This is a genomic window from Achromobacter pulmonis, from assembly GCF_021733725.1.
Classification (GTDB): Bacteria; Pseudomonadota; Gammaproteobacteria; order Burkholderiales; family Burkholderiaceae_B; genus Achromobacter; species Achromobacter pulmonis.
Genome location: NZ_JAIFOT010000002.1, coordinates 40,415 through 63,244, shown reverse-complemented (window position 1 = coordinate 63,244; position 22,830 = coordinate 40,415). Strand labels below are relative to the sequence as shown.

Genomic DNA, 22,830 nt, shown 5'->3' with positions numbered 1-22,830 from the left:
CTTCCGCTTCCGCCGCCCCCCGCCCAGTGCTTCCGTCCCGCTCGCTCGCGCGGCATCTGGTCATCCGCCTGATGCCGCCGATCCTGTTGTTGGTGCTGCTGGACCTGGCGGCCACCTGGGTCATCACCCACAAGATCGACATGTCGCTCTGGATGCTGGAAGACTTCTTCTGGCTGATGGTGGTGGGGCAGGTAATGCTGATCGGCCTGTTCACCTGGGTCGTGATGCAGGGCGTGCGCTCCGGCCTGCGCTCGGTCAATCACCTGTCCGAGGAGATCCGCCAGCGTTCCATCGACGACATGCAGCCGCTGGAGGTGGCTGGCGTGCCCGTCGAGATCGAGCCGTTGGTTACCCACACCAACGATCTGCTGCTGCGGCTCGATGCCTCGCTGGCGGCGCAGCGCCGTTTCATCGGGCATGCCGCCCACCAGCTGCGCACCCCGCTGTCGGGCCTGCGGCTGGAATCCGAATTGATGCTGGCGCGCCCCTTGCCCGACGATGTGCGGGCGCGTGCCGAGCGTATCAAGGCGGTCAGTGACCGCATGATCCGGCTGGGCCAGCAATTGCTGGTGCTGGCGCGCGCCGATCCCAATGCCCGGCCGCAGGACAGCTTCGTGCGTATCGATCTGTGCGAATGGGTGCGGGCGCATGGCGCCGAATGGTTTCCGCGGGTGCGCGAGGCGCGCTATGAGCTGGATCTGGTCGCGCCCGATGCGCCGATCTGGATCGACGCCGATCCCTTGCTGCTGGCCGAATTGCTGGGCAACCTGATCGACAACGCGCTGCGCTACGGCAACGCCACCGGCAAGATCACCTTGATCGTCGGCGCCAATCCACCGTCGCTGACGGTCGAGGATGACGGCCCCGGCATTCCACCCGAAGAGCGCGATCGCGTCTTCGAGGCGTTCTATCGTTCGCCATCGGCCAGCGCCGGTGGCTCGGGCCTGGGCCTTGCCATCGTGCGCGAGATCGCGCATGCGCACGGCGCCTGGTGGAAGCTCACCAGCCGGCCCGATTTTTCCGGAACACGACTGTCGGTCGTGTTTCCCGGTCCTCGCAAGGGGGCTCAACTCACACGGCAAGAACCTACATCATGAGCCAGGGCCCGGTCAGTGCTCCTTCCTCGTCCAACGGCCAGGCGCACGCCGGTCATGCACCGTCGTCGCGCGCGGCACTCATCCTGGGGGCGCTCGGGGTGGTGTACGGTGATATCGGCACCAGTCCCCTTTACACGCTGCGGGCCTGCCTGACGGGGCTGAGCGTGCACACCGACCTGGAGCCGGCCCACTTGCTGGGCGTGCTGTCCATCCTGTTCTGGATGCTGATGCTGGTGGTGTCGTTCAAGTATGTGACGCTGGTCCTGCGCGCCGACAACCGTGGCGAAGGCGGCACGCTGGCGCTGCTGGAGCTGGCGGTGCGCAGCCGCGAGGGCAAGTTGCGCTGGATCCTGATCGTGCTGGGCATATTCGGCGCGGCGCTGTTCTACGGCGACAGCATGATCACGCCGGCGATTTCAGTGTTGTCGGCGCTGGAAGGCATCGGCATTGTTTCGCATACTCTGGATCCCTGGGTGGTGCCGCTGGCGCTGGTGGTGTTGGTGGCGCTGTTCGCGATCCAGTCGCACGGCACGGGGGCCATGGGCAAGCTGTTCGGGCCGGTGATGCTGTTGTGGTTCGGCACGCTGGCGGCGCTGGGCGCCTGGCAAGTGTGGCAGACGCCCGAGGTGCTGGCCGCGCTCAATCCGATGTGGGGGCTGCGTTTCATCGTCGAGTTTCCCTGGATCAGTTTCGTGCTGCTGGGCGCGGTGGTGTTGGCGTTGACCGGCGCCGAGGCGTTGTATGCCGACATGGGCCATTTCGGCCGCCCGGCGATCCGCAGCGCCTGGTTCAGCATGGTGCTGCCGGCGCTGACGCTGTGTTACTTCGGCCAGGGCGCGCTGTTGCTGCGCGATCCGGCCGCGATCCGCAATCCGTTCTTCATGATGGCGCCGGACTGGGCCCTGGCGCCGCTGGTGGCGCTGGCGACCGTGGCTACTATCGTGGCTTCGCAGGCTGTGATCTCGGGCGCCTACTCGGTGACGCGCCAAGCGGTGCAACTGGGCTTCTGGCCGCGCATGCAGATCCTGCACACGTCGGCGGTGGAGAAGGGCCAGATCTACCTGCCCCAGGTCAACGCGTTGCTGTTGTGCGCGGTGCTGGTGCTGGTGCTGTTGTTCCGCAATTCGGACAATCTCGCCGCGGCCTATGGGTTCGCGGTGACCGGCACCATGCTGACGACTTCGGTGCTGGCCTTCGCGGTGCTGCCGCGCGGCAGCACCGGTGTCAAGCGCCTGCTCTGGTTTGCGGTGCTGGGCCTGCTGTTGATGTTCGATGTGCTGCTGTTTTCGGCCAATGTATTCAAGATCCACGAGGGCGGCTGGCTGCCGCTGGTGGTGGCGATCGTGGTGTTCACGCTGATGATGACCTGGCGGCGCGGCCGTCGGCTGCTGTCTGACATGCAGCAGCGCGACCGGCAGCCGCTCAAGGAGTTCATGGAGCAACTCGAGGCCTATCCGCCGTCGAGGGTGCCGGGCACGGCGATTTTCATGACGATGAATTCGGGCAATGTGCCACCGGCGCTGCTGCACAACCTGAAGCACAACAAGGTGCTGCATGACCATGTGCTGTTCCTGACGATCCGGGTGGCGGACGTGCCGTACGTGTCGGAGGACGAGCGATTTTCGGTGCAGAAGATGAGCGCGTCGAGCTGGGCGGCGACGATCAACTACGGCTTCAAGGAAGATCCGGACGTGCCGGAGGCATTGCGGCAGGTGGCCGAAGCCTATCCGGAGCTGGATCTGGAGCCGATGCGCACGTCCTACTTCCTGTCGCGGCAGACGGTGGTGGCGGCGAAGAAGCCGGCATTGTTGCGCTGGCGGCGGGCGGTGTTTTCGTTCATGGCGCGCAATTCGACGCGCAGCACCAAGTTCTTCAAGATTCCGGCCAATCGCGTGGTGGAGATGGGGATGCAGGTGGAGTTGTAGGCCTGTTTTTTTGGGTCTGGGACGAGCCGGGTTCCTGAGACGCCCGGCGTGCCTGACTGACGGGCGCGGCATTGTCGGTGTTTGCGCAATAAAAAGCCCCTCGGTGTTGCCGAGGGGCTTTTCGTTGGGCGGGAAGAATTACTTCTTCTTGGCCTCGTCTTTCAGCTGCGGCAGCGAGGTGCCGGAGGCCGAGAGCAGGCCGGTCTGCGTGTAGGTGAACAGCTTGGCGCGGGTGTCGACGATGTCGAGGTTGCGCATGGTCAGCTGGCCGATGCGGTCGGCGGGCGTGAAGGGGGCGTTCTCGACCTTTTCCATCGACAGGCGCTCGGGGGCGTAGGTCAGGTTGGGCGATTCGGTGTTGAGCAGCGAGTAGTCGTTGCCGCGGCGCAGTTCGATGGTGACTTCGCCGGTGATGGCGCGAGCGACCCAGCGTTGGGCGGTTTCGCGCAGCATGATCGCTTGCGGGTCGAACCAGCGGCCCTGGTACAGCAGGCGGCCGAGCTTGCGGCCGCTTTCGCGGTATTGCTCGATGGTGTCTTCGTTGTGGATGCCGGTGACCAGGCGCTCGTAGGCGATGAACAGCAGGGCCAGGCCCGGGGCTTCGTAGATGCCGCGGCTCTTGGCTTCGATGATGCGGTTTTCGATCTGGTCGCTCATGCCCAGGCCGTGGCGGCCGCCAATGCGGTTGGCTTCGAGCATCAGTTCGACCGGGTCGCTGTATTCCACGCCGTTCAGGGCGACCGGTTGGCCTTCCTCGAAGCGGACGGTGACTTCCTCGGCCTTGACGGCGACGTCGTCGCGCCAGAACGCCACGCCCATGATGGGCTTGACGATGCGGATGCCGGAATTCAGGTGTTCCAGGTCCTTGGCTTCGTGGGTGGCGCCGAGCAGGTTGGAATCGGTGGAGTAGGCCTTTTCCGCCGACATCTTGTAGTCGAAGCCGGCCTGGCGCATGTACTCGGACATTTCCGAGCGGCCGCCGAGCTGGTCGATGAACTGCTGGTCGAGCCAGGGCTTGTAGATCTTCAGGTCGGGGTTGGTCAGCAGGCCGTAGCGGTAGAAGCGCTCGATGTCGTTGCCCTTGAAGGTGCTGCCGTCGCCCCAGATGTTGACGTCGTCTTCCTTCATGGCCGCCACCAGCATGGTGCCGGTGACGGCGCGGCCGATGGGCGTGGTGTTGAAGTAGGTGATGCCGGCGGTGGAGATGTGGAAGGCGCCGGCCTGCAGGGCGGCGATGCCTTCGGCCACCAGCTGCGCGCGGCAGTCGATCAGGCGGGCGTTCTCGGCGCCGTAGGCCATGGCCTTGCGCGGGATCTCGTCGTAGTCGGATTCGTCGGGCTGGCCCAGGTTCGCGGTGTAGGCGTAGGGGATGGCGCCGTTGTTGCGCATCCAGAGCAGCGCCGCGCTGGTGTCGAGGCCGCCGGAGAAGGCGATGCCGACCTTCTGGCCGGTGGGAAGGTTCGGGAGGATAGTGGTCATTGTTTGAGGTGAGACGCCAACGGGACTTTGACAGCAACGAGCCGCCAAACAAGAAATCTGGCCGCTATTTTAACTCTTTTGCCGGATAGGCTCGAACAACGCCGCCAGGTTCAACTGACGGATCAGTTCGCCTGTGGCCGTGGCCAGCCGGGTGGCGGGGCGGTGGCGGGCGCTGGCCAGCACCAGATTGTTGGTGATGCTGGGCGATACGATTTCGCTGAGCGACAGCACATGTTCTGCCGCCGGGCCGCGCGCGGCCGAGCGCGGCAGGATGGCGTAGGCATCGCCCTGCGCCGCCAGTTCGACAATGGTCTGCACCGCGTCGACCTCGGCCGCGACCTGCAGGCGCACGCCCTGGGCGCGGCAGACGCTCTCGACCAGGGTGCGGATGGCATTCGGCAGGCTGGGCAGCACCAGCGGATAGGCGCCCAGGCCGGCCACGGCGATGCGCGCGGGTAGGGGCGGCTGGTGATCGGGGGCGGCCACCAACACCAGGTTTTCCCGGAACAGCGATTCGTAGCCCAACTGCGGCGATGGCGCCGGGTCGTACAACAGGGCCAGATCGACCCGGCCGGCCAGCAACCATTCGCGCATTTGTGCGCTCAGGCCTTCGGCCACGGCGATCGAGGCGTCGGGAAAGCGGCGGCGGAATGCCTGCACCAGTGGCGGGGTGAGAGCCCGTGCGATGCGTGGCGGCAGGCCGACCACGACCTTGCCGGTGGGCGTTTCGCGCAGGCTCTGCAAATCCTGCTTGGCGCGGTCGGCCAGGGCCAGCAGGGCGCGGGCATGTTCCAGGAAGCGCAGGCCGGCCTCGGTCGGCTCGGCGCCACGGCCATTGCGGTAGAGCAGATGTTGGCCCAGTTCCAGTTCCAGCAGGCGCACCTGGCGGCTCAGGGTCGGCTGGGCCACGTCCAGCATTTCGGCGGCGCGAGAGAAGCTGCGTCGCTCGGCCACACGCACGAAATACTCGATCTGCTTCAGATCCATGGAAATTAGGTATTTATATTTTCTATATCTGAAATCAAAGATATAGCATTGTTAAGCAGACTGCAATCCGCGAGCATGGCGTTTTTCCTGCTGGATCCCGCCGTGTCCGATTGCCGTCCTCCGCTTGCCATGCCTTCCCGCCCCCGCCACGCGCTGCCGGCCGGGGCCTGCGATGCGCACTGCCATGTGTTCGGCCCGGCCGAGCTGTTTCCCTATGCCGAGGGACGTTCCTACACGCCGCCGGATGCGCCATACGCGAAGATGGCGGCGCTGCATGCGCACCTGGGTGTGCAGCGTGCGGTGGTGGTGCAGGCCAATTGCCACGGCAGCGATCATGCCGCCCTGCTCGACGCATTGGCGCAGAGCCAGGGCCGCTATCGCGGCGTGGCGCTGCTGGGCGCGGATGCCACGGCGGCTCGGGTGCGCCAGTTGCATGAGGGCGGGGTGCGCGGCGCGCGCTTCAATTTCGTGCCGCACCTGGGGGGCGCGCCCGATCCGGCGGTGTTCGACCACGTCGTCGGCCTGATCGCGCCGCTGGGCTGGCACATCTGCCTGCACCTGGACGGCGCCATGCTGCCTGGGCTGCTGCCGCGCCTGCGCGCGCTGCCGGTGCCGTTCGTGATCGACCATATGGGCCGTGTGCGGACCGCCGATGGTATGGACACGCCCGCGTTCCGGGCATTGCTGGACCTGGCGCGCGAGCCGCGCGCCTGGGTCAAGGTCTCGGGCATCGACCGCATCGCTTCCGGCAAGCGCCCCTTTGCCGAGGGCATTCCGTTCGTGCGCGCGCTGGTGGAGGCGCTGCCCGAGCGCACGCTGTGGGGCACCGATTGGCCGCATCCGAACGTGGCGGGCGATATGCCCGACGATGGCGAGCTGGCCGATGCTTTTTTCCTGGCCTGCCCGGATGCCGAGACGCGCCGGCAAGTGCTGGTGGACAACCCGGCGCGCCTCTATGGCTTTCCGTAGCCGCGCCAACGCCCGGCGACGGGCGTGAACAAGACGATATATCCCGAGGAGACAATTCATGTTCAAGAAATTCGTGTTCGCCGGCCTGCTGGGTCTGGCCAGCCTGGGCGCCACGGCGCATGCCGAGGGGCCGGTGCGGCTGATCATCGCCTTCCCGCCCGGCGGTCCGGTGGATCTGGTGGGGCGTGTACTGGCCGATCAACTGGGCAAAGAGCTCAAGCAGCAGGTCATCGTCGAGAACAAGGCCGGCGCCAATGGCAATATCGCGGCGGCCTACGTGGCCAAGGCGCCCGCCGACGGTTCCGTGTTGTTCCTGACGAGTGTGGGCGCGGTGGCCATCAGCCCGGCGCTCTACAAGGATCTGCCTTATGATCCGGCGCGTGATTTCGCGCCGGTCTCGCGCGTGGTCAACAATGCCACCGTATTCGTGGTGAACCCGGCCAACCCGGCGACCGACGCGGCGGACTTCGTCAAGCGCTCGCAAGCGGCCGCGCAGTCGGTGGCGATCGGTTCGTCGGGCATCGGCAGCATTCCGCACCTGACGCTGGAGATGTTCGCCGATGCCAGCAAGGCCAAGGTGCTGCATGTGCCGTACAAGGGCGCCGCGCCTGTGATCAACGACGTGCTCGGCAATCAGGTGGCCGGTTTCTTCGGCGACGTGCCCGGGCTGATCGGCCACATCCAGGGGGGCAAGCTCAAGGCGCTGGGCATTGCCGCGCCGACGCGCCATCCCCTGTTGCCGCAGGTCAAGACGCTGGCCGAGCAGGGCATCGCCGGGGTCGAGTCCAACAACTGGTATGGCATTGTGGCGCCGGCCGCCACGCCGCCCGCTACGGTGGAAAAGCTGAATCAGGCCGTGCGCGCCGCGCTCGGCAATGACGCCGTGCGCACCAAGCTGGAGAAGTTCGGCGCCCAGGCCGCGCCCAGTTCGCCTCAGGAACTGGCGGCCTTGATCGCCGCCGATCGCGAGAAGTGGGGCGCGTTGATCCAGCGCAAGAACATCCGCCCGGAGTGAGCATGAGCGACTGCCGAGTCTCGCCGGTCGTGCCGGGCACGCGTCCGGCCCTGGCCGAAATGGAAGCGCGCATCGCAGCCGCGCGCGGCCGCGTCTCGCCGTTGTACCAGGTACTGCTGAACAGTCCTGCAGTGGTGCAGGGCTGGGAGGCGATGCTGACCGCGATCCGCCTGAACACTTCGCTGTCGCCGCGGGTACGCGAGCTGATCATCCTGCGCGTGGCGACCCTGAACAACGCGCCTTATGAGTTCGACGCGCATGTGCCGCATGCGCTGGCCGCGGGGATGCCGCAGGCGGTGGTCGAGCAGTTGCGCGACGGGCCGCGCCCGGACGCCGTGCCGGGGCTGGAAGCGGGCGAGGCCGATGTTCTGGCCCTGACCGACGCCATGACCCGCGACATCGAGGTTCCGGACGCCCTGTTCGCGCCGCTGCGCGCGCGCTATAACGACCAGGAACTGGTCGAGTTGACCGCGACGGTGGCGGCCTACAACATGGTGTCGCGCTTCCTGGTGGCGTTGCGTTTGGGACACTGAAAGGAGCTTTGCATGGACAAGACGGTATTGCTGGTGTCGCTGGGTGAGCGTTTCGACGCAGCGCGCGCGGCCGCCATGGCGCAACGCCTGACCGAGGGGCTGGATGGCGTGCGGCTGCGCGTCTTCGCCGCGGTCGAGGAGGATGAAACCTACGTATATGTCGACGGCGATGCCGCCGGCCAGCCGGAAGTGCAGGCGCGCCTGGCCGAGCTGTTCCCGGGGGCGCAGGCACGCGTGCTGCACCGAACCCTGGACCTGGCAGGCGCGTCGGCCGGCTCGGATGCGCCCTGGCACTACATCGTCGAGACCGACGTGCTGCCCGAGGCCGAAGCCGATCTGAATGCGTGGTACGACCAGGAACACCTGCCGGGCCTGGCTTCGGTGCCTGGCACCGTGCGCGCGCAACGCTACGAGTGCCGCGACCAGGGGCCGCGCTACCTGGCCTGCTATGACCTGGAAACGCGCGAGACCTTTGGCAGCCCGCCATGGCTGGCGGTGCGCGCGACCGATTGGAGCAGTCGCGTGCGGCCGTCATTCCGTAACACGCGCCGCACCATGTTCCAGAAGGTGCTTTGAGCCAGAGGAACGGGGAGACAACGATGCACAAGCGCTGGGCGAAGGTGGCGTTGTGGGGCGCGTCGAGCGCGGCATGGTGATCGTGCGCGAGCGTCTGGCTCAATGACTGGTATCCCGAGGTCAGCAAGAGCCGGCGTCTGGCCGGCAAGGCCACGCACGGGTGCCGGAAGCGCCGCAGGCCGTGGTCGACGCCATCGTGCGCTGGGAAACGTCGCTCGCGCCCTGAACGTCCGCGCGATGCGGGCAGAAAAAAAGCAGCCCCGCGGGGCTGCTTTTTTCAGGGGCGTGGCGCTTACTTCAACTGGCCCAGCAGCAGGAATTCCATCAGCGCCTTCTGTACGTGCAGGCGGTTCTCGGCTTCGTCCCAGACCACGCTCTGCGGGCCATCGATGACTTCGCCGGTGACTTCCTCGCCGCGGTGGGCGGGCAGGCAGTGCATGAACACGGCCTGGGGATCGGCGGCGGCCATCATCTCGGCGTCCACGCACCAGTCGGCGAAGGCGGCGCGGCGCTCGTCGTTCTCGGCCTCGTAGCCCATGCTGGTCCAGACGTCGGTGGTCACCAGGTGGGCGCCCTGGCAGGCCTGCATCGGGTCCTTGAACTGGCGCAACACCTTGTCCGACGGCGAACCGATGCGGGCGGCTTCGAGCTCGTAGCCGGCCGGGGTCGATACGTGCAGCGTGAAGCCGAGCATCTCGGCCGCCTGCAGCCAGGTGTAGGCCATGTTGTTGGCGTCGCCGACCCAGGCGACCGTCTTGCCGGCGATGGGGCCGCGGTGCTCGATGTAGGTGAAGATGTCGGCCAGGATCTGGCAGGGGTGGAATTCGTTGGTCAGGCCGTTGATCACGGGCACGCGCGAGTGCGAGGCGAAGCGCTCGATGCGGGTCTGCTCGAACGTGCGGATCATGACGATGTCGACCATGCGCGAGATGACGCGCGCGGTGTCCTCGATGGGCTCGGAGCGGCCCAGCTGGGAATCATTGGAGGTCAGGTTGATGACCGAGCCGCCCATCTGGTACATGCCGGCCTCGAACGAGACGCGGGTACGGGTGCTGGCCTTTTCGAACACCATCGCCAGCGTGCGGTCGTGCAGCGGCATGTGGGGTTCGTAGCGCTTGAATTTTTCCTTGATCAGCCGCGCGCGGTCCAGCACGTAGGCGATCTCGGCGGACGAGAAGTCCTTGAACTGCAGGAAGTGCCGCAAGGGGCCGTTTTGAGTCGTGGGAGGAGTCATGGTGATGTCGCAGGTCATTGGGCCCGGACGGGCTCGTGGCCCGGGCGGGAGGTTGATTATGGATGTTCGGCCAGGAACTGTCGAATCAGCGGCGCCAGGATACCGACGATCTGATCGGCTTCGGCGCGCGACAGCACCAGCGGCGGCAACAGGCGGACGACGCGCTCGCGGGTAACGTTGATCAGCAGGCCTGCCTCCAGGGCGCGCAGGGCCAGCACGCCACAGGGACGGGTCAGTTCGATACCCAGCATCAGGCCGCGGCCGCGCACCTCGGCCACGCCCGCCACGCCGGCCAGCTCGGCCGACAGCCGCGCCTGCAGGTGGCCGCCCACGGTGCGGGCGTTGTCCAGCAGGTTTTCCGCTTCCAGTGCGTCCAGCACCGCCAGGCCGGCCGCGCAGACCAGCGGGCCGCCGCCGAAGGTGGTGCCATGGCTGCCGGGGGTGAGGACGCCGGCGGCGGGGCCGGCGGCCAGCATCGCGCCTATCGGCACGCCGCCGGCCAGGCCCTTGGCCAGGGTCATGACGTCCGGCACGATGTCGGCCCACTGGTGGGCGAACCATTTGCCGGTGCGGCCGATGCCCGACTGGACCTCGTCGATCATCAGCAGCCAGCCGCGCTCGGTGCACAACTGGCGCACCTCTTGCAGGAAGGCGGCGTCGGAGGGACGGATGCCGCCTTCGCCCTGCAGCGCCTCCAGCAGCACGGCCGCCACGCGCGGTTCGGCGTCACCGGCGGCGCGGATCGCGGCGGCGTCGTTGTAGGGCACCTGGATGAAACCGGAGGGCAGGGGCTCGAAGCCCTTGCGCGCCTTGTCGCTGCCCGTGGCCGCCAGCGTCGCCAGGGTGCGCCCGTGCCAGGACGAATCCATCGTGATGATGTGGGCGTGGCGGTTACCGCGTTGGTAGGCGTGGTAGCGCGCCAGCTTGATGGCGGCCTCGTTGGCCTCGGCGCCGCTGTTGTTGAACAGCACCTCGCGCATGCCGGACAGGCGCGCCAGGCGCGCGGCCAGCTCGGTCTGCAGCGGGATGTCGTAGAGGTTGGAGGTGTGGATGACACGGGCGGCCTGTTCGCCGATGGCGGCCACCAGCCGCGGATGGGCATGGCCCAGACAGGAAACGCCGATGCCCGCCAGCGCGTCCAGGTACTTGCGGCCCTGGGCGTCCCACAGCCACACGCCCTGGCCGTGCGTGAATGCGACCGGCAACCGGGCGTAAATATTGGCCAGCGGCGAGGTCATTGCGGGTCCTCCTGGGCTTTTTTTCCCTGGGCAAAGTGCCTTGCGGGACAGGGCAAAGGATCAATCATATACAATTCGCGGCGCGGGGCGCATGTTTGATCACGCCGACGATCCGGCTTAGTGGTGGGCGTTCCGTAGTGAAGAATCCATGGCAACTCGCGTCAGACAATTCGTAATTCATGGCGTTACCGAGAGCGGCAGCCGCTTTCGCCCCAGCGATTGGGCGGAACGGCTGGCCGGCGTAATGGCACAGTTCCGGCCTGCCGGCTGTGCGGGTAACCACCTCACCTATTCGCCCTACGTGCTTCCCGTCGTCATCGACGGCGTGCGCGGCATCGTGGTCGACCAGCGCTTGCGCGACCTCGAACCGCTGGCGTACAAGTTCGTGGTGGATTTCGCCCGCGACAACCACCTCAAGACGGAAGAACGCGAAATCTAGCCCCGCCAGAACCGAAAAAGCGCCCACCCCGGGCGCTTTTCCGTTTCCGGTCCATCGCAGACGCGCTCCGGCACCGGCCGTGGCGCGCGCCGCCGCCTGTGCGCGGCGGCGCGCGCCACGCTACTTCGCGTACACCAGGTCGCGCAGGCCCAGCGACAAGGCCGGCCAGTACGTGATCACGATCAGGCAGACGACCACCACCCCGACGAACGGGATCAGGGGCTTGATCAGGCGTTCCAGCGGCACCTTGGCCACCGCGCTGGCGGCGAACAGATTCACCCCGAACGGCGGCGTGATCATGCCGAGCGCCAGGTTCACGACCATGATGATGCCGAAGTGCACCGGGTCCAGCCCGAATTTCACGGCGACCGGCAGCAACAGGGGGGCGAGCACCACGATCGACGCCGAGGTCTCGATGAACATGCCGATCAGGAACAGCGCCAGGTTCACGCCCATCAGGAATGTGATCTGCGTGTCGAACAATTGCGCCAGCCAGACGCCCAGGGCATCCGGAATGCCGGCGCGGTTCAGCAGGAAACTGAAGACGCCGGCATTGGCAATCACGAACATGATCACGGCGGTCGAGACGACCGATTTGTGCAGGGTGCCGGACAATTGCCTGAAGCTCAGGCGGCGGTAGATGAACTTGCCCACCACCACCGCGTACATCACCGCCACCACCGAGGCTTCGGTCGGGGTGAAGATGCCGCCGTAGATGCCGCCCAGGATGATCACCGGCATCATCAGGGCCAGCCAGGCGCGCTTGAAGGACGGCCACAGCGGCAGGCGGCCTTCGCCGTCGCGCTTGCCCAGGTGATTGCGTTTGGCGTAGAGCCAGACGTAGAACATCAGCGCCGTGCCGATCAGGATGCCGGGCAGCACGCCAGCGATGAACAGTTCGCCGGTCGAGGTGTCGGTGGACACCGCGAACAGAATCATCGGGATCGACGGCGGGATGATCACGCCCAGCTCGGCCGCGCTGGCCTGCAGCGAGGCGGCGAAGGGGGCAGGGTAGCCATGGCGCACCATGGCCGGGATCAGGATGGCGCCAACCGCGAAAGTGGTGGCCACGCTGGAGCCGGCCACGGCGGCGAAGATCATGCAGGTCAGCACGCAGGTGCAGGCCAGGCCGCCCTGGATGCCGCCGACCACGCTCTTGGCGAATTCCACCATGCGTTCGGAAATGCCGCCGGCTTCCATCAGGTTGCCAGCCAGGATGAAGAACGGGATCGCGACCAGCGGGTATTTGTCCAGCGCGGCGTACAACTGCTGGGCCACCACCAGCCAGGGCAGGTTGGCGGCGCCGACTCCCGCCAGGCTGGCCAGTCCGATCGACACGGCGACCGGCACGGACAGCCCGAAGAAAATCAGCATCGAGACAATCATTAATTGGGACATGGCGATATCGGCTGCTTGTTCGGGGCGGGGCTCAACCTTGCGCGTCGTTGCGCACGGGGGCGTCTTCTTCCTGGCCGGCGCACCAGCGCGCCAGCACGGCGATGGCGGCGAGCGTCGCGCCCACCGGGATCGCCAGGTAGATCCAGGAAATCGAGATGTCCAGGCTGGGCACCGTCTGAAAGCGCACGCGGTAGGTCATGTGGCCGCCGATCCAGGCAATGAAACCGAGAAAGCCGGCGCAGATCAGGCCGATCACGGCCTCCAGCACGCGGCGGCGCATGCCACCCAGCAGGTTGCGCAGCAATTCGACGCTGATCATGGCGCCGTGGCGGAAGGCCAGGGCCACGCCCAGCAGCACGGTCCAGATCAGCAGGGCGCGGGTCAGCACCTCGCTCCAGTCGGCGGGCGAATGCAGCACGAAGCGGGCGATGACCTGGTAGAAGGCGGCGGCCGCGGCGGCCACCAGCAGGAGTTGGGCGATGACCGACACCAGTTTGAACAGGAGGCGGTCGAAGGCGCAGAGCAGACGCATGAGGGTTCCAGGAGCGGGTAAAACAGGACGCGGCAGACCGGGAAGGCGGCCCCCGGCAGCGCGCGTGGCGGTGTCCGGGGATGGGCCGCGATGCCGGGCAGGCGCCACGCGCGGACCGGGCGGCCGGGGGACGAAAACCGGTTCCGTCATCCCGGCGCGTCCGGCCGCGCCGGCCTTGCGCTTACTTGGTGTCGCGGATCGACTCGATCAGCTTCTTGTCGAACTTCTTGTAGTACTCGGGGTAGGCCGGTTCGACGGCGGCGGCGAAGGCGGCGCGGTCGACTTCGGTGACCTGCATGCCTTCCTTCTTGAGCTGCTCGACGCCGGTCTTCTCGATGTTGTCGACGTAGGCGCGCATGGCCTGGGCCGATGCCTTGCCGGCCTGGTCGAACTTGGCTTTGTCCTCGGCCGACAGGCTGTCATAGACGTTGGCGGACATCAGCACCAGCGCCGGGCCATAGACGTGGCCGGTCAGCGACAGGTACTTCTGCATCTGCGACAGTTTGGCCGAGGTGATCACCGACAGCGGGTTTTCCTGGCCGTCGATGGTGCCCTGCTGCAGGGCGGTGGCCACTTCCGGCCAGGCCATCGGCGTCGGCAGGATGCCGATCTGGCGGAAGGCGGTGATGTGGATGGGGTTTTCCGTGGTGCGGATTTTCAGGCCCTTGGCGTCCGCCGGGGTCTTGACCGGGCGCACGTTGTTGGTCAGATGGCGAAAGCCCTGTTCGCCCCAGGCCAGCGCGATGATGCCGCGGCTGGGGAACTTTGCCAGCATATCCTGTCCGATCTTGCTGTCCAGGACCTTGCGGGCGTGTTGCAGGTCGCGCAGCAGGAAGGGGATGTCGAAGACGCCCGTTTCCGGCACGAAGTTCAGCGTGGCGCCGGTCGAGACGATCGCCAGGTCGATGGTGCCGATCTGCAGGCCCTCGATCACTTCGCGTTCGCCGCCCAGCGCGCTGTTGGCGAATTGCTGGACCTTGAATTTGCCGTTGCTGGCGGTTTCGATGGATTTGGCGAAAGCGTCGGCGCCGGCGCCATAATGCGACGACGTGGACAGGGCATAGGCCATCTTGAGGGGGGCCTGGGCCGAGGCGGCCAGGGGCGCGGCGACCGCGCATGCGGCAAGCATCGTGGCCGCGAGCCAGGATTTACGCATTGTCTTCTCCAGGGGATCAGTATTTTTTTCAGCAAGTGTGAGGCGCCACGGGGGCGCTTCGCGCATGATAGCGGGATTCGGCCCCCATTCCGGCCGTTGGTTAACATTGGCAGATGATGGATTTCCCTGATGTCTCCCGGGCCAGGCGCCCCGGTTTCTGGACCACCCTGGCGCTGGGCGCCCGCATGATGCTGCGCGACGCCCGCGCCGGCGAGCTGCGGTTACTGGTGCTGGCCCTGGTGGTGGCGGTGGCCGCCGTCACCAGCGTGGGCTTCCTGGCGGACCGCGTCAGCCGGGCGCTGGAGCGCGACGCCGGACAGATGCTGGGCGCCGATCTGGTGCTGGACGCCGACGAGCCGGTGCCGCCGGCCTTCGTGGAGCAGGCGCGCGAGCGTGGCCTGGCGGTGTCCAGCACCTGGCAGTTCCCGTCCATGGTCAGCGCCGGCGAGGGCGCCCAGTTGGCCGCCCTGAAGGCGGTCCAACCCGGCTATCCGCTGCGCGGCGCCCTGCGGGTGACCGGCGCCCCATTCCAGCCCGATGCGCCCACCCGCGACATTCCGCCCGAGGGCGCGGTGTGGGTGGATGGGCAATTGCTGGCGCTGCTGGGCCTGAAGGTCGGCGACTTCCTCAACGTGGGCGACACCCGCCTGCGCATCGACCGGGTCATCACCTACGAACCGGATCGCGGCATGCAGTTCGTCAACGTCGCGCCGCGGGTCATGCTGCGCGCCAGCGACCTGCCGGCCACGGGCCTGATCGCGCCCGGCAGCCGGATCGGCTACGCGCTGCTGGTGGCCGGCCAGCCGGACGCGGTCGCCGATTATTCGGCCTGGCTCGGCCGCAACCTCAAGCGCGGCCAGAAGGTCGCCACCCTGGAGTCGGGACGGCCCGAGGTGCGCCGCACGCTGGACCGCGCGCAGCGCTTCCTGTCGCTGGTGGCGCTGCTGGCGGTGCTGATCTCGGCTGTGGCGGTGGCGCTGGCCGCCGGCCGCTACATGACGCGGCACCGCGACGGCATTGCCGTGATGCGCTGCCTGGGCGCGGTGCAATCGCAGATCGCGCGCATGCTGACCCTGGAATTCGCGCTGGTCGGCCTGTTCGCCTCGGCGGCCGGCTGCCTGCTGGGCTACGCGGTGCATCAGGCGCTGGTGATGGTGCTGGGCTCGCTCATCGACACGGCCCTGCCTGCGCCCTCGGCCATACCGGCCCTGCAGGGGCTGCTGACCGGTCTGCTGCTGTTGCTGGGCTTCGCCCTGCCGGCCCTGGCGCAGTTGCGCCACGTGCCGCCGGCGCGGGTGCTGCGGCGGGATGCCGACGTCATCAGCGCCCGCGGCGCGCTGGGCTATGGCGTCGGCGCGGTCGGTTTCGCGCTGCTGATCTGGTGGTTCGCTGGCGATGCGAAGCTGGGCGGGGTGGTGGCGGGCGGTTTCCTGGCGGCGTTCGCGCTGTTCGCGCTGGTGGCCTGGCTCTGCATCCTGGGCCTGGCGCGGCTGCGCGGCCTGGCCGCCGGCCTGCCGGCGCTGCGGTTCGCGCTGGCGGGCGTGGTGCGGCGGCGCGCCGCCACCATCACCCAGGTGTGCGCGCTGGCGGTGGGCCTGATGGCCCTGTTGCTGCTGGCCATGACCCGCACCGACCTGATCCAGGGCTGGCAGCGCACGCTGCCGCCGGACGCGCCCAACCGTTTTCTCATCAATGTGCAGCCGGACCAGCGCCAGGCCGTGACCGAGGCGCTGAGCCGCGAGGGGCTGGGTCGGATCGTGCTGTCGCCGATGGTGCGCGGCCGCCTGATCGCCATCAACGGCAAGCCGGTGGTGCCGGACGACTACGAGGAGCCGCGGGCCAAGCGCCTGGTGGACCGCGAATTCAACCTGTCCTATGGCGAGCAGTTGCCGTCGTCCAACCGCATCGAACAAGGCCGTTGGCTCAAACCGGGCGCGGCCGAGGTATCGCTGGAGTCGGGCCTGGCCAAGACCCTGGGCATCAAGCTGGGCGACAAGATGACCTTCGATGTGGCCGGCCAGCAGTTCGAGGTGGCCGTGACCAGTACCCGGCGGGTGGATTGGGATACGATGCGCGTCAATTTTTTCGCCATCCTCACGCCCGCCACCCTGTCCGACATGCCGCAAAGCTGGATCACGTCCTTCTACCTGCCGCCCGAAAAGGCCCAGGTGCTGCCCGCGCTGGTGCGGCAGTTCCCGAACCTGACGGTGTTCGATGTGGGCGCCATCCTGCAGCAGTTGCAGTCGGTGCTCAACGAGGTCGGCCGCGCGGTGCAGCTGCTGTTCCTGTTCACGTTGGCGGCCGGGGTGCTGGTGCTGTCGGCCGCCCTGACCGCGACCCGCGACGAGCGCATGCGCGAGGCCGCGGTGCTGCGCGCGCTGGGCGCCACCCGGCGTCAGCTGGCGCGTTCGCAGCGCATCGAGCTGTGGGCGGTGGGCGGCCTGGCGGGCCTGCTGGCAGCGGCCGGCGCCAGCGCGATTGCTTGGGTTTTATCAACCCAGGTATTCGATTTCACGATTACCCTCAGCCTTTGGCCCTGGCTGGTGGGGATCGGCGCGGGCATGCTCGGCGCCTGGGCCGGCGGCGCGCTGGCGCTGCGCGGCGTGCTGCGCACCCCGCCGCTGGTCACCCTGAGAGAAACCTGATGACGACCTCCGTCCAAACCCCTACCGAACCCGTGGCAACCTCCCGCAGCATTTTCGATCTCCTGGGCGGCGAGCCCGGCGTGCGCGCCCTGGTCGACCGCTTCTACGACCTGATGGACATCGAGCCCGACCTGAAGGAACTGCGCGCCGCGCACGGTCCCAGTCTGGACGCGGCCCGCGACAAGCTGTTCTGGTTCCTGTGCGGCTACTTCGGCGGCCCCGACCACTACATCCAGCGCTTTGGCCATCCGCGCCTGCGGGCGCGGCACCTGCCGTTCTCGATCGGCCAGGTCGAGCGCGACCAATGGGTGGCCTGCATGGGCCGCGCCATGGAAGACGAGGGCATCGATCCGGCCCTGGTCGAGCGCCTGCTGCAATCGTTCTTCGGCGTGGCCGACTGGATGCGCAACCGTGAAGGCTGAGCGCGATGCCAGCGGCGCCCGGCGCCTCGCCTGGCCGGCGCCGCTGGGCGGCGCCATGCTGGCCGACGCGCGTCTGGGCGAGGCCGGCCCCGAGCTCTTCAACCCGGCCCACTATGGCGATCGCGCCCGGCCGGTGGACGCGGGCGGGCGCCAGGCGGCCTGGTTCGTCCAGGGGGCGGGCTGGCAGGGGGTGCTGCGGCGTTACCGGCGCGGCGGCCTGATCGCCAAGCTCAGCCGCGACACTTATCTGTGGGCGGGCGAAGGCCGCACCCGCAGTTTCCGTGAATTCCGCCTGCTGGCCGCCATGCGCGCCCAGGGGCTGCCGGTGCCGGCGCCGCTGGCCGCGGCCTACTGGCGCCAGGGGCCGACCTACCGCGCCGCGATCGTGGTCGAGCGCATCCCGGGGGTGCGGCCGCTGGCCCAGGCGCTGGCCGAGCCCGTGTGGCAGCCGGTGGCCGAAGCCATCGTGCGCATGCACCGCGCCGGCGTCTGGCACGCCGACCTGAACGCCTTCAACATCCTCATCGGATCCGATGGCCGGGTCTGGCTGATCGATTTCGACCGCGGCACCCAGGGCGGGCTGTCCGACCGCCAGCGCCAGGGCAACCTGGAACGTTTGCGCCGTTCGCTGGTCAAGGTGGCGGGGGAAGACGGCGAGCGCTTCTGGCTCAGATTGCGCGACAGCTACTGGACCGCCTGGGGCGTCGGCGTCCAGCCCTGAGACCGGCGGCGCCACGGGCCGATCGGGGTCCAATTGCGGCAAATTGCGCTAAATCTCCCGGCAAGGTTGGGCAGTCCACCGCTAAAAGGCTTTATGATTTCGCCTTTTGGTACTCCTGTAACTTACGGCATATCGCTGGGGGGCTGGTAATGAAACTACGGGCGGGAATGCGCTGGGCGCTGGGGACGATGCTGGTCGCGGCAGCCACGTCGGCGGCGATGGCGCAGAACAAGGTCGTCAACGTCTACAACTGGGCTGAATACACGGCCCCGGACACGATCTCGGGTTTCGAGAAGGAAACCGGCATCAAGGTCCGTTATGACGTCTACGACAACAACGACACGCTGCAGGCCAAGCTGCTGGCCGGCAAGTCGGGTTACGACGTCGTTGTCCCGTCCACCCATTACGCCTCGCGCCAGATCGAGGCCGGCCTGTTCCAGAAGCTGGACAAGTCCAAGATCCCCAACTGGAAGTACCTGGATCCCGACGTCATGGCACTGGTCGCCGCGGTCGATCCCGGCAATGAATACGCCATTCCGTGGGGCTACGGCACCAATGGCCTGGGCTACAACGTCACCAAGGTCAAGCAGATCATGGGCGACAACGTCGACCTGGCCAGCTGGGACATGATCTTCAAGCCCGAGAATGCCGCCAAGCTCAAGGAATGCGGCATCTCGATGCTGGACGAGGCCGCGCAGGTGTTCCCGGCGGTGCTCAAGTATCTGGGCAAGGACCCCAACAGTACCAACCCGGACGACTACAAGGCCGCGCTGGACGTGCTCAAGCAGATCCGCCCGTACATCCGCCAGTTCAGCTCCTCGGGTTACATCGACGAACTGGCCGTGGGCGACCTGTGCATGGTCTATGGCTTCTCCGGCGACGTCATGATCGCCCGCAAGCGCGCCCAGGAGGCCAAGAAGCCCTATGAAGTGAACTACTTCATCCCCAAGGGCGGCGCGCCGGCCTGGTTCGACCTGATGGTCATTCCGAAGGACGCGCCGCATCCGGAAGAGGCCCTGGCGTTCATCAACTACATCGAGACGCCGCAGGTGCACGCCGCCATCACCAACACCATGTTCTACCCGAACGCCAACAAAGAGGCGCGCAAGTACGTGGTCAAGGACGTGGCCGACAACCCCATGATCTACCCGTCGCCCGAAGTCTCCAAGACCTTGTATGTCATCAAGGCGCTGCCCTTGAACATCCAGCGTCTGCAGACGCGCATGTGGGCCGAGCTGAAGTCGGGGCGCTAGTCATCATGAGCGATAGCCGTTACTCGGCGCAGCATGCGGCCGATCCGGACGAGTTCGTCCGGGTGGCCGATGTGGTCAAGATCTTCGGCGACGTGGTCGCCGTCCGTTCCGTCAATCTCTCGGTCAAGCGCAACGAGATCTTCGCGTTGCTGGGCAGTTCCGGCAGTGGCAAGTCGACGCTGCTGCGGATGCTGGCCGGCTTCGAGGAAGCCACTTCGGGCCAGATCCTGCTCGATGGCGAGGACATCACCAACGTGCCGCCGTACCGGCGGCCGGTGAACATGATGTTCCAGTCGTACGCGCTGTTCCCGCACATGACGGTCGAGGCCAACGTGGCCTTCGGCCTGAAGCAGGAAGGCGTGGACCGCGCCGAGATCCACGACCGCGTGTTCGAGGCGCTGGACCTGGTGCAGATGGCCGGCTATTCGCGCCGCAAGCCCAACCAACTGTCCGGCGGCCAGCAGCAGCGCGTGGCGCTGGCGCGCAGCCTGGTCAAGCGGCCCAAGTTGCTGCTGCTGGACGAGCCGATGTCGGCGCTGGACAAGCAGATCCGCCAGAAGACCCAGATCGAGCTGGTCAAGATCCTGGAGCAGGTCGGCGTGACCTGCATCATGGTCACGCACGACCAGGAAGAGGCCATGACCATGGCGCACCGCCTGGCGGTCATGACCGAGGGCCAGATCGTCCAGTGTGGCACGCCGCAGGACGTCTACGCCTTCCCGAACTCGCGCTTTGTCGCCAGCTTCATCGGCTCGACCAACATGTTCACCGGCACCATCGTGGTCGATGAACCCGACCACGTCGCCATCGAAAGTCCGGAATTGAGCCGTCCGCTGTACGTCAGCCATGGCGTCAGCGAACCGCTCGGGATGGAGGTGCACGTCTCCATCCGTCCCGAGCGCATGGTGGTGTCGCGCCAGCAGCCCGACGGCGACTACAACTGGGCCCACGGCATGGTCAGCCACATGGCCTGGATGGGCAGCTACGCGCTCTACCAGATCCGCCTGGATTCCGGCGCCATGGTCGAGGCCAGCGTGCCCAGCCTGCAACTGGCCCTGCTGGACGCGCCGGGGATCGACGAAGAGATCTTCGTCAGCTGGGACGCCGACAGCGCGACGGTGCTGGCGTCATGAGCCGCTTCTCGCCCCGCGACTGGCTGCCCTCGGGCCGGACGCTGGCGGTGGTGCCGCCGTTCGCCTGGCTGGTGCTGTTCCTGCTGGTGCCGTTCCTGCTGGTGTTCAAGATCAGCTTTGCCGAGCTCAAGTTCGGCATTCCGCCGTACACCTCGCTGGCCGAGTTCAAGGACGAGGCGGTGCAGTTCAGCCTGCACCTGCGCGGCTACATCCTGCTGTTCACCGACAGCCTGTATTTCGCCACCTACCTCAGCTCGGTCAAGATCGCCGCTATCACCACGCTGGCCTGCGTGCTGATCGGCTACCCCATGGCGTACTACATCGCGCGTTCGTCGCCGCGGGTGCGCAACCTGCTGCTGCTGGGCGTGATCCTGCCGTTCTGGACCTCGCTGCTGCTGCGTGTGTATGCCTGGGTCGGCATCCTGCGCAACGACGGGCTGCTGAACAATTTCCTGCAATGGCTCGGCATCATCTCCAGTCCGCTGGAGATCTACCGCACCGACTTGGCCGTGTACATCGGCATGGTCTATGCCTATTTGCCGTTCTTCATCCTGCCGCTGTACGCCACGCTGGTGAAGATGGACCTGCGCCTGCTGGAAGCCGCCTATGACCTGGGCGCCAGGCCCTGGCAGGCGTTCTGGCAGATCACCGTGCCGCTGTCGCGCCAGGGCGTCATCGCCGGCGCCATGCTGGTGTTCATCCCGGCGGTCGGCGAATACGTCATCCCAGAAATGCTGGGTGGCGCCAACACGCTGATGATGGGCCGGGTCATGTGGAACGAGTTCTTCAACAACACCGACTGGCCGATGGCCTCGGCGGTGACCTGCGTGATGGTGCTGCTCTTGCTGGTGCCGCTGGCGCTATTCCAGTACAACCAGGTCAAGCAGCAGGAATTGGCTGGCGGAGGGCGCAAATGAACGGTCCCAACAAGACCTTGCGCACCGTGGTGCTGGGCCTGGGCTACTTCTTCCTGTACGTGCCCATCATCAGCCTGATGGTGTTCTCGTTCAACGAATCGCCCGCCGTCACCTCCTGGACCGGGTTTTCGATGCGCTGGTACCACTCGCTGTTCAACGACGACGCGCTGCTGCGCGCGGCCTGGCTGTCGTTCCGGATCGCCGCCATGACCGCCACCGCGGCGGTCATCATCGGCACCTGGGCCGGCTACGTGCTGGGGCGCATGGGGCGCTTTCGCGGTTTCGCGCTGTACGTCGGCATGCTGAGCGCGCCGCTGGTGATCCCCGAAGTGGTGCTGGGCATTTCGCTGCTGCTGATGTTCGTGGAGCTGCGCGGTCACCTGGGCTGGCCGGCCGAGAACGGTATCTTCACCATCTGGGTCGGCCACGTCACGCTGTGCATGGCCTTCGTGGCGGTGGTGATCCAGACCCGCGTCCGCGACCTCGACCGCTCGCTGGAAGAGGCGGCGTTGGACCTGGGCGCCACGCCCATCACCGTGTTCTTCAGGATCACGCTGCCGCTGATCGCGCCGGCGCTGGCGTCGGCCTGGCTGCTGTCGTTCACGCTGTCACTGGACGATGTGGTGCTGGCGTCATTCCTGTCCGGCCCCAGCTCCAGCACCTTGCCGATGGAAGTCTTTTCGCGCGTGCGGCTGGGCCTGAAACCCGAGATCAATGCGTTGGCGACGCTGTTCATCCTGGCGGTGGGCACCTGCGTCATCCTGGCCAACCGCATGCAATGGCGCAAGGAGTCCGAACCCAAATGAAGCAAACCACCCTGTATGGCCTGACCAAGTGCAGCACCTGCGTCAAGGCGCGTGAGTGGCTGACGGCGCACGGCGTCGATCACCAGTTCATCGACTACCGCGACCATCCGGTGCCGGCCGCCACCCTGAAGGACTGGGCCGGCCAGCTTGGCGGCTGGGAAAAGCTGGTCAACCGCGCTTCCATGACCTGGCGCAACCTGCCCGACGAGCGCAAGACCGCCAGCACGGACGCCCAGTGGACCCAGCTGATCGCTGAATTCCCGGCGCTGGTGCGCCGCCCGGTGGCGGTGACGCCCGACGGCGAAGTCGGCGTCGGCTTCAGCGAAAAGCGCTACGGCGAACGTTTCGCCTGATC

Annotated in this window: 22 protein-coding genes; 15 read left to right on the top strand and 7 right to left on the bottom strand. The window is 67.0% G+C overall.

Going from position 1 to position 22,830, the window contains the following annotated elements; all coding sequences use genetic code 11:
- Nucleotides 1-71: 71 nt before the first annotated feature.
- On the top strand, nt 72-1,097 hold the full coding sequence (locus K2W61_RS27520; RefSeq protein WP_175135224.1) for a sensor histidine kinase: 1,026 nt from the start codon (nt 72-74) through the stop codon (nt 1,095-1,097).
- On the top strand, nt 1,094-3,022 hold the full coding sequence (locus K2W61_RS27515; protein WP_175135223.1) for a potassium transporter Kup: 1,929 nt from the start codon (nt 1,094-1,096) through the stop codon (nt 3,020-3,022). Before K2W61_RS27520 ends, K2W61_RS27515 begins: the two co-directional genes overlap by 4 nt.
- A gap of 138 nt (nt 3,023-3,160) precedes the next feature.
- On the opposite strand, the gene argG is transcribed toward K2W61_RS27515, so the two are convergent.
- Both argG and K2W61_RS27505 read right to left on the bottom strand, forming a co-directional pair.
- The gene (argG, locus tag K2W61_RS27510; protein WP_175141764.1) at nt 3,161-4,501 is read right to left on the bottom strand and encodes an argininosuccinate synthase; all 1,341 of its coding nucleotides are present in this window, start codon (nt 4,499-4,501) and stop codon (nt 3,161-3,163) included.
- Between the two features lie 69 nt (nt 4,502-4,570).
- On the bottom strand, nt 4,571-5,488 hold the full coding sequence (locus tag K2W61_RS27505) for a LysR substrate-binding domain-containing protein (RefSeq protein WP_175135221.1): 918 nt from the start codon (nt 5,486-5,488) through the stop codon (nt 4,571-4,573).
- 102 nt (nt 5,489-5,590) lie between these two features.
- Between K2W61_RS27505 and K2W61_RS27500 the strand changes: the two genes are divergently transcribed.
- Genes K2W61_RS27500 through K2W61_RS27485 form a run of 4 tightly spaced genes read left to right on the top strand, consistent with a single transcriptional unit; the run spans nt 5,591 to nt 8,581 of the window.
- Entirely contained in the window at nt 5,591-6,457 is an 867-nt protein-coding gene (locus K2W61_RS27500) for an amidohydrolase family protein (protein WP_175135240.1), read from the top strand.
- Between the two features lie 58 nt (nt 6,458-6,515).
- Nucleotides 6,516-7,472 carry a Bug family tripartite tricarboxylate transporter substrate binding protein gene (locus K2W61_RS27495; RefSeq protein ID WP_175135220.1) on the top strand — a complete coding sequence of 319 codons (957 nt, stop codon included), beginning with the start codon at nt 6,516-6,518 and terminating at the stop codon, nt 7,470-7,472.
- A 2-nt stretch (nt 7,473-7,474) separates the two neighbouring features.
- Nucleotides 7,475-8,005: a carboxymuconolactone decarboxylase family protein gene (locus K2W61_RS27490; protein WP_236757131.1), complete on the top strand. Its 531-nt coding sequence runs from the start codon at nt 7,475-7,477 to the stop codon at nt 8,003-8,005.
- 12 nt (nt 8,006-8,017) lie between these two features.
- Nucleotides 8,018-8,581: a DUF4286 family protein gene (locus K2W61_RS27485; protein ID WP_175141762.1), complete on the top strand. Its 564-nt coding sequence runs from the start codon at nt 8,018-8,020 to the stop codon at nt 8,579-8,581.
- A gap of 292 nt (nt 8,582-8,873) precedes the next feature.
- On the opposite strand, the gene argF is transcribed toward K2W61_RS27485, so the two are convergent.
- The gene (gene argF, locus K2W61_RS27480) at nt 8,874-9,815 is read right to left on the bottom strand and encodes an ornithine carbamoyltransferase (RefSeq protein WP_175135217.1); all 942 of its coding nucleotides are present in this window, start codon (nt 9,813-9,815) and stop codon (nt 8,874-8,876) included.
- Nucleotides 9,816-9,871: 56 nt separating this feature from the next.
- Entirely contained in the window at nt 9,872-11,053 is a 1,182-nt protein-coding gene (locus K2W61_RS27475; RefSeq protein WP_236757130.1) for an aspartate aminotransferase family protein, read from the bottom strand.
- Nucleotides 11,054-11,201: 148 nt separating this feature from the next.
- Between K2W61_RS27475 and K2W61_RS27470 the strand changes: the two genes are divergently transcribed.
- The gene (locus K2W61_RS27470) at nt 11,202-11,492 is read left to right on the top strand and encodes a DUF3579 domain-containing protein (RefSeq protein WP_006388526.1); all 291 of its coding nucleotides are present in this window, start codon (nt 11,202-11,204) and stop codon (nt 11,490-11,492) included.
- A gap of 120 nt (nt 11,493-11,612) precedes the next feature.
- On the opposite strand, the gene K2W61_RS27465 is transcribed toward K2W61_RS27470, so the two are convergent.
- From K2W61_RS27465 to K2W61_RS27455, 3 genes are all read right to left on the bottom strand, one after another.
- Entirely contained in the window at nt 11,613-12,890 is a 1,278-nt protein-coding gene (locus tag K2W61_RS27465; protein ID WP_175135215.1) for a TRAP transporter large permease, read from the bottom strand.
- Nucleotides 12,891-12,921: 31 nt separating this feature from the next.
- On the bottom strand, nt 12,922-13,422 hold the full coding sequence (locus tag K2W61_RS27460; RefSeq protein ID WP_175135214.1) for a TRAP transporter small permease: 501 nt from the start codon (nt 13,420-13,422) through the stop codon (nt 12,922-12,924).
- A 181-nt stretch (nt 13,423-13,603) separates the two neighbouring features.
- Nucleotides 13,604-14,578: a TRAP transporter substrate-binding protein gene (locus K2W61_RS27455; RefSeq protein WP_175135213.1), complete on the bottom strand. Its 975-nt coding sequence runs from the start codon at nt 14,576-14,578 to the stop codon at nt 13,604-13,606.
- Nucleotides 14,579-14,691: 113 nt separating this feature from the next.
- Between K2W61_RS27455 and K2W61_RS27450 the strand changes: the two genes are divergently transcribed.
- The 8 genes from K2W61_RS27450 (at nt 14,692) to K2W61_RS27415 (ending at nt 22,828) form a co-directional block, all read left to right on the top strand.
- Nucleotides 14,692-17,223, top strand: coding sequence for an ABC transporter permease (locus K2W61_RS27450; RefSeq protein ID WP_236757129.1), 2,532 nt, complete (start codon nt 14,692-14,694; stop codon nt 17,221-17,223).
- Entirely contained in the window at nt 17,223-17,645 is a 423-nt protein-coding gene (locus tag K2W61_RS27445; RefSeq protein WP_175141760.1) for a group II truncated hemoglobin, read from the top strand. Before K2W61_RS27450 ends, K2W61_RS27445 begins: the two co-directional genes overlap by 1 nt.
- A gap of 55 nt (nt 17,646-17,700) precedes the next feature.
- Nucleotides 17,701-18,366, top strand: coding sequence for a 3-deoxy-D-manno-octulosonic acid kinase (locus tag K2W61_RS27440; RefSeq protein ID WP_272909571.1), 666 nt, complete (start codon nt 17,701-17,703; stop codon nt 18,364-18,366).
- 149 nt (nt 18,367-18,515) lie between these two features.
- On the top strand, nt 18,516-19,619 hold the full coding sequence (locus tag K2W61_RS27435) for a polyamine ABC transporter substrate-binding protein (RefSeq protein WP_175135209.1): 1,104 nt from the start codon (nt 18,516-18,518) through the stop codon (nt 19,617-19,619).
- A gap of 5 nt (nt 19,620-19,624) precedes the next feature.
- The gene (locus K2W61_RS27430; RefSeq protein WP_175135208.1) at nt 19,625-20,752 is read left to right on the top strand and encodes an ABC transporter ATP-binding protein; all 1,128 of its coding nucleotides are present in this window, start codon (nt 19,625-19,627) and stop codon (nt 20,750-20,752) included.
- Nucleotides 20,749-21,669, top strand: coding sequence for an ABC transporter permease subunit (locus K2W61_RS27425; protein ID WP_175135207.1), 921 nt, complete (start codon nt 20,749-20,751; stop codon nt 21,667-21,669). Before K2W61_RS27430 ends, K2W61_RS27425 begins: the two co-directional genes overlap by 4 nt.
- Entirely contained in the window at nt 21,666-22,475 is an 810-nt protein-coding gene (locus K2W61_RS27420) for an ABC transporter permease subunit (RefSeq protein WP_175135206.1), read from the top strand. Before K2W61_RS27425 ends, K2W61_RS27420 begins: the two co-directional genes overlap by 4 nt.
- Nucleotides 22,472-22,828 (top strand): arsenate reductase, encoded by a 357-nt coding sequence (locus tag K2W61_RS27415; RefSeq protein ID WP_175135205.1) that lies wholly within the window; start codon nt 22,472-22,474, stop codon nt 22,826-22,828. The genes K2W61_RS27420 and K2W61_RS27415 overlap by 4 nt, the downstream gene beginning before the upstream one ends.
- The last annotated feature ends 2 nt before the right edge of the window (nt 22,829-22,830 follow it).